The 9,614-nt window shown below is 47.4% G+C and carries 9 protein-coding genes; 6 read left to right on the top strand and 3 right to left on the bottom strand.

Annotated features, from left to right (window positions below; genetic code table 11):
* Positions 1–72 precede the first annotated feature (72 nt).
* The 3 genes from phnW (at position 73) to phnX (ending at position 3,478) form a co-directional block, all read left to right on the top strand.
* Positions 73–1,176 (top strand): 2-aminoethylphosphonate--pyruvate transaminase, encoded by a 1,104-nt coding sequence (gene phnW, locus CAG69_RS07655; protein WP_161443534.1) that lies wholly within the window; start codon positions 73–75, stop codon positions 1,174–1,176.
* Between the two features lie 26 nt (positions 1,177–1,202).
* Positions 1,203–2,582: an aspartate aminotransferase family protein gene (locus CAG69_RS07650; protein WP_161443532.1), complete on the top strand. Its 1,380-nt coding sequence runs from the start codon at positions 1,203–1,205 to the stop codon at positions 2,580–2,582.
* An 80-nt stretch (positions 2,583–2,662) separates the two neighbouring features.
* Complete coding sequence (phnX, locus tag CAG69_RS07645; protein WP_161443530.1) at positions 2,663–3,478, top strand: phosphonoacetaldehyde hydrolase; 816 nt, start codon at positions 2,663–2,665, stop codon at positions 3,476–3,478.
* Between the two features lie 76 nt (positions 3,479–3,554).
* Here phnX and CAG69_RS07640 read toward each other — a convergent pair whose 3' ends face one another.
* On the bottom strand, positions 3,555–4,583 hold the full coding sequence (locus CAG69_RS07640; protein ID WP_161443528.1) for a LacI family DNA-binding transcriptional regulator: 1,029 nt from the start codon (positions 4,581–4,583) through the stop codon (positions 3,555–3,557).
* A 249-nt stretch (positions 4,584–4,832) separates the two neighbouring features.
* Here CAG69_RS07640 and CAG69_RS07635 point away from each other — a divergent pair, with 249 nt between their 5' ends.
* The 3 genes from CAG69_RS07635 (at position 4,833) to CAG69_RS07625 (ending at position 6,897) form a co-directional block, all read left to right on the top strand.
* Positions 4,833–5,276, top strand: a complete 444-nt coding sequence (locus tag CAG69_RS07635; RefSeq protein WP_161443526.1) for a PTS sugar transporter subunit IIA — start codon at positions 4,833–4,835, stop codon at positions 5,274–5,276.
* Positions 5,277–5,343: 67 nt separating this feature from the next.
* Positions 5,344–5,631, top strand: a complete 288-nt coding sequence (locus CAG69_RS07630; protein WP_161443524.1) for a PTS sugar transporter subunit IIB — start codon at positions 5,344–5,346, stop codon at positions 5,629–5,631.
* Between the two features lie 9 nt (positions 5,632–5,640).
* Entirely contained in the window at positions 5,641–6,897 is a 1,257-nt protein-coding gene (locus CAG69_RS07625; protein WP_047007992.1) for a PTS ascorbate transporter subunit IIC, read from the top strand.
* Between the two features lie 122 nt (positions 6,898–7,019).
* Here the strand turns inward: CAG69_RS07625 and CAG69_RS07620 are convergent, their stop codons facing one another.
* Positions 7,020–7,367, bottom strand: coding sequence for an ATPase (locus CAG69_RS07620; protein ID WP_161443521.1), 348 nt, complete (start codon positions 7,365–7,367; stop codon positions 7,020–7,022).
* A gap of 9 nt (positions 7,368–7,376) precedes the next feature.
* Positions 7,377–9,410 carry a S8 family serine peptidase gene (locus CAG69_RS07615; RefSeq protein WP_161443519.1) on the bottom strand — a complete coding sequence of 678 codons (2,034 nt, stop codon included), beginning with the start codon at positions 9,408–9,410 and terminating at the stop codon, positions 7,377–7,379.
* Positions 9,411–9,614: the final 204 nt, after the last annotated feature.

The raw sequence follows: 9,614 nt of genomic DNA, 5'->3' as shown, positions 1-9,614 counted from the left end.
CCCTTTTCTTCCTCGCTAGAGTGAACTCGAAATTTGGTGTAGACCAATTAGCCTATTCTGATGGAAATCGAGATGAAAAACGAATACCTACTACTGACTCCAGGTCCTCTATCTACTTCTGAAACGGTACGTGAAGCCATGCTAAAAGACTGGTGTACTTGGGATGATGAATACAACAAAGACATTGTAGAAGTGATCCGCACTAAGCTTGTAAAACTGGCGACTCAACAAGACGGCTACACCAGCGTGCTCATGCAAGGTAGCGGCACCGCATCAGTAGAAGCGACGATTGGCAGCGCCATTGGCAGAGATGGAAAGTTGTTGGTAGTCGACAACGGTGCTTACGGTGCGCGTATCGCTCAGATCGCTGATTACCTAAATATTCCATGCCATGTAGTTTCCCCAGGCGAAACATCACAGCCACACTTGAACGAGGTGGAAACTGCATTGGCATCGGATCCTGCTATCACACACGTGGCGATTGTTCACTGTGAGACAACCACTGGCATGCTTAACCCAATTGAGGCATTTGCTTCTGCAGCTAAAGCGCACGGCAAAGTGGTGATTCTGGATGCCATGTCGAGCTTTGGTGGCATTCCTATCGATATCGCAGAGCTTGGCATCGATTTTATGATCAGCTCTGCAAACAAATGTATTCAAGGCGTACCGGGCTTTGGCTTTGTGATTGCAAAACAAACTGAGCTCGAAAAGTGCCAAGGTCAGGCACGTTCTTTGAGCCTTGATCTTTACGACCAATGGCACTGCATGGAAGTGAATCGCGGCAAATGGCGTTTCACGTCTCCTACGCACACGGTGCGCGCTTTCTACCAAGCATTGCTAGAGCTAGAACAAGAAGGCGGCATTGAAGCGCGTCATCACCGTTACCAAACTAACCAGAAAACACTGGTTGCAGGTATGCGTTCTCTAGGTTTCGAGCCACTACTAAGTGATGATCTTCACTCGCCAATCATCACTTCTTTCTACTCTCCAACGCACAGTGATTACCAGTTCAAAGCGTTCTACACACGTTTGAAAGAGCAAGGTTTTGTGATTTATCCGGGTAAGGTATCGAACGCAGATTGCTTCCGTATCGGCAACATTGGTGAAGTTTACCCAGCAGATATCGAGCGCTTAATCGGTGCGATTGAAAAAGCAATGTATTGGCAAGTTGTGTAAAGCAGCCTTCTGATTAAGAGAGCGTTATGACTCAGAATATCAAACCGACCCATTTCCGCAGCGAAGGCGATGTCAACACGACACCAGCGCGCCAAGCTTGGAATGCATCGATGGACGACGAACGCACGCAAGCATTATTGAAGCGTGATTCGGAAGTCTTTCTTCATCAAGCCATGTCGACGCCTTGCTTAGATACCTTGGAAGCAGCAGAAGGCATCTACATCCAAGATGCCACGGGCAAAAAGTACATGGATTTCCATGGCAATAACGTCCACCAGTTGGGCTACGGTCACCCGCATGTGATGAAACGCGTGCAAGAGCAAATTGCCAAACTGCCGTTTTCACCACGTCGTTTTACCAACGAGACCGCGATTGAATGTGCCGAAAAGCTCACCCAAATCTGTGGCGGTGAATTGAATCGTGTGCTGTTTGCTCCGGGTGGCACATCTGCGGTTGGTATGGCTCTTAAATTAGCACGCCACATCACGGGCAACTACAAGGTGGTCTCTCTGTGGGATTCCTTCCACGGCGCATCGTTGGATGCCATCTCAGTAGGTGGTGAAGCGTGTTTCCGTCAAGGCATGGGACCATTAATGGCAGACGTTGAGCGCATTCCACCAGCCGTATCTTACCGAGGCGCTTTCCCAGTTGCCGACGGTAGCGATGTGCATTATGCCGACTACCTTGAGTACGTGATTGAGAAAGAAGGCGGCGTGGGCGCGTTTATCGCAGAAGCGGTTCGTAATACCGACGTACAAGTGCCGAGTAAAGCCTACTGGAAACGCATCCGCGAAATCTGTGACAAACACAATGTCATGCTGATCATCGACGACATCCCTAACGGTATGGGTCGCAGCGGTGAATGGTTTACCTACCAAGCCTACGACATCGAGCCAGATATGCTCTGCATCGGTAAAGGTTTGGGCGGAGGCTTAGTGCCTATCGCAGCCATGGTAACCAAAGACAAATACAACACCGCCGAGCAAATCTCCATGGGTCACTACACTCATGAGAAAAGTCCTATCGGTTGTGCTGCAGCACTGGCAACCATGGAAGCCATTGAGCAAGACGGCTTGCTAGATAAAGCCAAAGCCGACAGCCAGTTCATGCGTGAAAAACTGCTAGAGATGAAAGCTAAATACCCAGTGATTGGTGATGTGCGTGGCATCGGCATGTTATGGGGCATTGAGCTGGTCACTGACCACGAAAGCAAATCGCGCGCGTATGACGAAGCGGAAGCTGTGCTGTACCAATGCCTCAACAATGGCGTGAGCTTCAAGGTATCGCAAGGCAATGTGGTTCAACTTAGTCCACCGCTGATCATCACTCGAGAACAACTGACAGAAGCTTTAGCGATATTCGAAGAAGCCATCGCCAAAGTATGTAAAGACTTTAACTACTTCTGACCTCAACAAAAACCAATTTATCCTGAGCGCGGTTCCAACGTGTAGGCAAGCGCTCTGGCAAGCAAGAAAAAGGATTGAACATGAGCAACTCACCAATTCAAGCAGTGATCTTTGACTGGGCTGGCACTATCGTCGATTTCGGCTCTTTCGCGCCAACCAGCATCTTTGTGGAAGCGTTCAAGCAAGGCTTTGATTTCGATATCGACCTTGAAGAAGCGCGCGAACCAATGGGGCTTGGTAAGTGGGATCACATCCAAGCAGTGGGTCGTATTCCTGCCGTTGATAAGCGTTGGAATGAGAAGTTTGGTCGCTCAATGACCAGCGAAGACATCGACGCTATCTACGCAGCATTTATGCCTCTGCAAAAAGCAAAAGTGGCTGACCACGCAGACCCAATCCTTAATGCGATTGAAGTTGTGAACGGTCTGAAAGACAAAGGCATCAAGATCGGTTCTTGTTCTGGTTACCCCCGCGAAGTGATGGACGTATTGATTCCAGTGGCAGCGGATTACGGCTACAAACCAGATTACGTGGTAGCAACGGATGACCTACCACAAGGTGGTCGCCCTGCACCATTTATGGCACTGAAAAACGTGATTGAGCTGAATGTTACCGACGTTAATGCGTGTATCAAAGTGGATGACGCCGCACCGGGCATTGATGAAGGTCATAACGCAGGTATGTGGACCGTTGGTTTGCTGCTTTCTGGTAACGAAGCGGGTCTGACATTTGAAGAATACCAAGCTGCAGACGAAGCAACCTTAGAGAAAGCTCGTGAAAAAGCACGCGCGAAGTTTATCAAGAGTGCACCTCACTACTTAATCGACACCATCTCCGATCTGCCAGAGGTGATCGTAGATATCGAACAACGCCTAGCCGCGGGCGAACGTCCGTAGTTTTCGCTCGCGAATTCAGAATGTAAAAAGCCTCTCCATATTGAGAGGCTTTTTACATTTATGGAAAGAAGAAGTGTCAGTTAATCGCAGTACTTGCTCGACGCTTTAGCTTAAAGCCCATACTGGTTGGTCTTTCTTCTGGCTCACCTTTGATGGCATGCAACAGTTTTTCTGCCGCCTTGGTGCCCATGCGCTCGTAATCAAATTCTGCCGATGTCAAACTTGGGTAAGCATGCTCCCCCATAGAAGAGCCTTCAAGGCAAATAATGGCAATGTCGGTCGGGACTTTGAGCACGCGGCGATGGCACTCAAAGAGCGCACCAATTGCTATCTCCTCATGGCTACACACCAAAGCATTCAAGCTTGAATCGCGCAGCAATAACTTCGCCAATCCTTCCGCACCCAATTGTGAAGATGGCGCTTCATGAGTCGTTAGAAAATGATCTGGGGTGAGATAGTTTTCAATCATCGCACTTTGCCAACCGTGTAACTGGCGTTGCAACGTTGAGTGATTCCCGCGCGCCCCAATAAAACCAACGTTCTTAAAACCTTGTTCAATCAGGTGTCTGGTACAGGCCTTACCCACTTCGAAGTGATCCACGCCAATGTTGAGATAACTGGCCTTTGAGCTCAGTTCGGTAATCTCTAACACTGGCGTATTTGATGCCTCTAACAGTTGATGCGTTCGCTGACTATGCTCACTTCCAAACAGTACCACGCCCGCAGGACGGCTCTCTAAAAAAGTCGAAAGCAACTTTTCTTCTTGCTCAATCGAGTAGTCGCTGTAACCCAGTAATAATTGATAACCCGCTTTGTTTAACGCCTGTTGGAAGCTTGGTAAGAAATGCGCGCATGCTTTTTCAAACAGTGACGGAATGATAAGAGCGATGGAATAACTTTCTGCAGATGCGAGTGCCCCTGCGGCTTTGTTCGGGATATAGCCGAGCTCATCAACCACTTGTTGAATTTTTTCTCTCAGCTTATCGGATACCAGCTCTGGCGTTCGTAATGCTCGCGACACCGTCATAGTGCCTACGCCGGCTTTTTTAGCGACGTCCGCCAAGGTGACATTGCCAGTACTTCTTCGTTTGCGAGGTTCGCTCATTGTTTTTATTTAATGTTCTCTAATTTCAGCTGCGACATCTTATCACAGCGCTTTAATGGTTTTGATATTAGCGCATTAGAACTCGAACACCAGCACATGAAACTTCGATGCCTGATAAAAATGATAGCGCTATCACAATTAATGGTAGCGCTATCAGATAGCGCTACCATTTGTGATCACTCTCAGGTTTTTATGGCAAATTGATCGATAAAGTACGCAGCAACAAAACAACAAATCGGAAACATTCCAATGCTACGTGAACTGATTACCTCTGATGTCATTCGCATCCATTCTGACGCAACCGACTGGAAAGATGCGATCAGCAAATCTTGTGAAGCTTTGATTGAAAATGGCGCGATAGAACCAAGTTACGTTGAGGCAATTTACCGCTCGCACGAAGAGCTTGGTCCTTACTACGTGGTAGGTCCGGGCATGGCGATGCCACACGCTCGCCCTGAAGATGACGTTAACCGCTTGTCATTGGCGATCACGGTGATCCAAAACGGCGTCAACTTTAACTCTGAAGAAAATGACCCAGTAAAAATGCTGGTCACGCTAGCGGCAACGGACAGTAATAGCCACGTTGATGCGATTTCGAAACTGGCGGAATTGTTTATGAATGAAGAGCATGTAGAGGCCATCTGCAACGCTCAAAGCAAAGAAGATGTTCTTGCGATCATCGATAAATACTGAGTTTTACTCCTGACATACCCCATTCACAAATGGGTATACCCCCTATAAAAAAGAAAAGGTCTGAATTATGAAAATTATGGTTGTTTGCGGTCACGGTCTTGGTACTAGCCTAATGATGGAAATGAGCATCAAAAGCATCGTAAAAGAATTGAACGTCGATGCCGCTGTAGATCACATCGATCTTGGCTCAGCAAAAGGCACAAGTTGCGACATTTTCATCGGCACAAAAGACATTGCAGAACAGTTGGAAGCACTTGGCGTTGAACCACGTATCGTAGCGCTTGATAACATGGTCGACAAAGTCGCAATGAAAGAGCGTTTATCTGTGGCACTTCAAGAGCTTGGCGCTCTATAAGGTGGCGTTATGGAATTCTTCAGTTTCTTAATGAACGATGTCCTATCAGAGCCAGCAGTTCTGGTCGGTCTCATCGCCCTAATCGGCTTAATTGCCCAGAAAAAACCGGTCACCGAGTGCATTAAAGGCACGGTAAAAACCATTCTTGGTTTCATCGTGCTTGGCGCAGGTGCAGGCTTAGTTGTGAGCTCGCTAGGCGACTTCGCGACCATTTTCCAACACGCTTTCGGCATTACAGGCGTGGTTCCAAACAACGAAGCTATCGTCTCTATCGCGCAAGAAGCGTTTGGTAAAGAGATGGCGATGATCATGTTCTTCGGTATGTTAGTGAACATCTTGATCGCTCGCTTCACGCCATGGAAATTCATCTTCCTAACCGGTCACCACACGCTATTTATGTCGATGATGGTAGCAGCGATTCTGGCATCTAGCGGCATGAAAGGTGTTCCACTGATCGCGCTTGGATCTGTGGTTGTGGGTTCTGTAATGGTGTTCTTCCCTGCGATCGCTCACAAGTACATGAAGCAAGTTACAGGTTCTGACGACGTTGCGATTGGTCACTTCTCTACCCTTTCTTACGTGCTAGCTGGCTTTATTGGCAGCAAGTTCGGTAACAAAGAACACTCTACTGAAGAGATGAATGTCCCTAAAAGCTTGTTGTTCTTGCGCGATACGCCAGTGGCGATCTCTTTCACCATGGGCATCATCTTTGTGGTGACGTGTTTGTTCGCTGGCGGTGATTTTGTCCGTGAAGTCAGTGGCGGTAAACATTGGTCTATGTTTGCGCTAATGCAATCCATCACATTTGCAGGTGGTGTGTACGTTATCCTGCAAGGTGTACGTATGGTTATCGCAGAAATCGTTCCTGCATTTAAAGGCATCTCAGACAAACTGGTTCCAAACGCAAAACCTGCACTGGATTGTCCGGTTGTGTTCCCATACGCACCAAATGCGGTATTGGTGGGCTTCCTATCGAGCTTTGCAGCCGGTCTAGTGGGCATGTTCCTGCTGTACGTGATGGGGCTTACTGTGATTATCCCTGGTGTAGTTCCACACTTCTTTGTGGGTGCGGCTGCGGGTGTATTTGGTAACGCAACAGGTGGTCGTCGCGGCGCAATTCTAGGTGCGTTTGCACAAGGTCTACTGATTACTTTCCTACCTGTCTTCCTAATGCCAGTACTGGGTGATCTTGGCTTTGCAAACACAACATTCAGTGATGCTGACTTCGGCATTGTAGGTATCCTACTTGGCCTGATTGTGCGCTAAGCTTTTATTCTTATGAATGCAGAATTAGGCTCGTCGGCTTTCATCTCTCAAAGGCTCTAGCAGGAAAAGCACTCAAACAAAACGCCCCTCACGTGAGGGGCGTTTTTCATATTGAGGCTATCTTATTGAGACAACAACTTTCTCGTTGGTTCTTGCTCGGTGTATTCAACGGATTCATTACCAGATAGCTTATCGACGTCCGCTTGTTCGCCGCTCACCACCAGTACCTGTTGCTTCACCAACGCATCAACCACTTTAAGGTTATGTTGACGAAGAAGCGCTCTCACTTCGCTCTCTTTCCCTTTATGATACTTAACAAAGTAACGCGTAGGTTGTTGATCAGCTTGTTCAGAACGTTCATCCACGAGCGGAAATCCTTGATTGTTCGCCAAGCTGGCCGAGCTTAGTCCGATTGCCAATAGTGCGGTAGCACTCACCGCAGACAAAGAAAGTAAGGTCAACTTCTTCATAGCCACTCCTTATTGAAAAGTCAGAGTCCAACTGTTGATTGTGCCTGTGTCTCTTCTGGCACTGTCTACCGCTTTTAGTTCCCAAGAACCTTGTGATTCAAAACCAGAGAAATCCGCTTGGAAAGTGGCTTTGATATCGTTAGCGCTGCCGCCAGTATTATCGTGAAGCACGACTTCTCCACCAGTCGGTGAAGTTAGCGTCACTCGTAGGTCACCGATGTAAGTGTGGCTAATATCAACGTCAATACTTACTGTACCTGAATCACCAGAGCGATCGACATCTACTGCGCTGATTGCGCCAGAAGATTTGTTGTCAGGAATCGCAACAGGGCTGGTGTTTGAGAAGCTAGAGTCCGAAGAGCTACCGCCACCGTCAGGACCGTTACAGCCCGCATCCAAGAACAGTTTCGCCGCTTCCGCATTCACTAGGCCGTGACCTGTGCGGTTGTCTCGTCCAGCGACATCAATGTCTGTTGCCGTTTGAACTAGGGCATTACGTACTTGCGCTGCTGTACACGTTGGGTGGTAACTCCACACCAAGCCTGCTACGCCAGTTACATGAGGTGTTGCCATCGATGTACCATTGTAGTACTCGTAATCTTCACCAGAGGTAGTTGAAACCGTAATTTCTTGACCTACATACCCCAGCAACTCTTGACCAAATGCACGGTCAACCGTCACCGAAACCATACGATAAGCGTTGTTTGTGTCAACCAAGAATGGGTTTTGTAAACCAGGTAGTTCAGAGTTGCTGTATACGATTGCCGCTCGTGCACCTGCATTGTAACAAGCTTGAACTGCATCCACTTCTGGGTAGTTACCTGAAGACTGGTTGCCAATACGCTCAGTCAAACAAATTTTGCCCGACATATCACCACAGTTAAAGTTACCGCCAGATACATCACAGCTATCTAGCATTGCTGTTACTGAACCAACGATTGGATCTGGCACATACGAAGAGCCGTTATTAATCAAACGATTGTGAGGGACAATGCCGCGATCAAATTGGCTTACGCCATTCAAGGTAATATCAGAAAGTTTACCTTCGCCTACCGTAACCGTTGATAAGATCGCCACACCTGGGCCAGAGATCTCAACTTGATCAGTAGATTGCGAGAACGCCGCATGATCATTTTGGTTATCGACAGCAGCAACAGACATAACTGAATCGTAAGAAGCTGGGTAGCTGTGTGCGGTGTTACCGTCATTACCAGCTGCGGCGATTAGCAGAACGCCTTGATCGTAAATGTTTTGCAGTGCATTTTGCTCAGTTCGGCTTGATTGACTACCACCAAGACTCATGTTCACAACGTTGGCACCATTATCTGCACACGTTTGGATCGCTTTAACAAGTCCAGATGAGTAACCCCAACCTGATTCGTTAAATACTTTCACGATGTGCAAATTCACATTCTGGTTTGGCATCACACCCTTCACACCTTCGGTGTTGGCAATCGCTGCGATAGTACCTGCAACGTGAGTACCGTGGGCGTTATTGTTACCCGGATCGCTCCATGATCCTGTACCACTATCGTTGGTACCTGCAACACGGTTACCGCTTAGGTCGTTGTGCGAGATGTCGTACCCTGAATCGATAATACATACAGTGCGATTACCAGCATTGAAGTCGTCTAACTGTTGAGCATTAACCGCTTCATAACCCCACGGGGTAGTTTCGCTGAGCAAATAGCGAGGCGGATCGACTTCGACATATTCCACATCACTGCGATTACGAAGTGGTTCTAAGTCATCACCATCCAACTCAACGCTGTAAATGGCGCGATTACCTAGTTTTTCCACCTTACGTGCCTTCACCTGTTCTAAAACAGACTCCTGCGCGATTCGTGGTCCCCAAAAAGAGTTACCACCCATTGAAGATCGGCTGACTGCATCTTCTTTGAATTTGACGATGTACTTCGTCGGTAACTTAGATTCATCAAATCCCATTGGTGGAGCCGCAAACGCTGACATAGAAGTGGTCAGTGCTATCGCTACGGCAGACAACGAAAATAAGCCTTGTTTTTTACTTGTTGTGTAGTGCATTTGCCCTATTCCTTATTTGAGCTAATTTTTATTCACTATATTCTCATGAAAAGTCATCACCATGATGTTCGCATGAGAGCTTCAGCTATAGTTTATAGGCCAAAAATGCCAAACAATTTGTTTCATGAATATACAACTTTGTACAAAAGATCATTCAATAAACATTTTTAGTTAACATCAAAAATCATAAACAAAACCTTATAA

The organism is Vibrio sp. V43_P6S15P86 (genome assembly GCF_009904725.1).
Lineage (GTDB): Bacteria > Pseudomonadota > Gammaproteobacteria > Enterobacterales > Vibrionaceae > Vibrio > Vibrio diabolicus.
Note: the sequence above shows the minus strand (reverse complement) of the source record. Positions and strands in the feature narration are given on the sequence as shown.

What these genes read in the sequence shown, in the direction of transcription:
- CAG69_RS07650 (WP_161443532.1), top strand. Translation starts at nt 1,203, where the DNA reads ATGACTCAGAATATCAAACCGACCCATTTCCGCAGCGAAGGCGATGTC.
- CAG69_RS07635 (WP_161443526.1), top strand. Translation starts at nt 4,833, where the DNA reads ATGCTACGTGAACTGATTACCTCTGATGTCATTCGCATCCATTCTGAC.
- CAG69_RS07625 (WP_047007992.1), top strand. Translation starts at nt 5,641, where the DNA reads ATGGAATTCTTCAGTTTCTTAATGAACGATGTCCTATCAGAGCCAGCA.
- phnW (WP_161443534.1), top strand. Translation starts at nt 73, where the DNA reads ATGAAAAACGAATACCTACTACTGACTCCAGGTCCTCTATCTACTTCT.
- CAG69_RS07630 (WP_161443524.1), top strand. Translation starts at nt 5,344, where the DNA reads ATGAAAATTATGGTTGTTTGCGGTCACGGTCTTGGTACTAGCCTAATG.
- CAG69_RS07615 (WP_161443519.1), bottom strand. Translation starts at nt 9,410, where the DNA reads ATGCACTACACAACAAGTAAAAAACAAGGCTTATTTTCGTTGTCTGCC.
- phnX (WP_161443530.1), top strand. Translation starts at nt 2,663, where the DNA reads ATGAGCAACTCACCAATTCAAGCAGTGATCTTTGACTGGGCTGGCACT.
- CAG69_RS07640 (WP_161443528.1), bottom strand. Translation starts at nt 4,583, where the DNA reads ATGAGCGAACCTCGCAAACGAAGAAGTACTGGCAATGTCACCTTGGCG.
- CAG69_RS07620 (WP_161443521.1), bottom strand. Translation starts at nt 7,367, where the DNA reads ATGAAGAAGTTGACCTTACTTTCTTTGTCTGCGGTGAGTGCTACCGCA.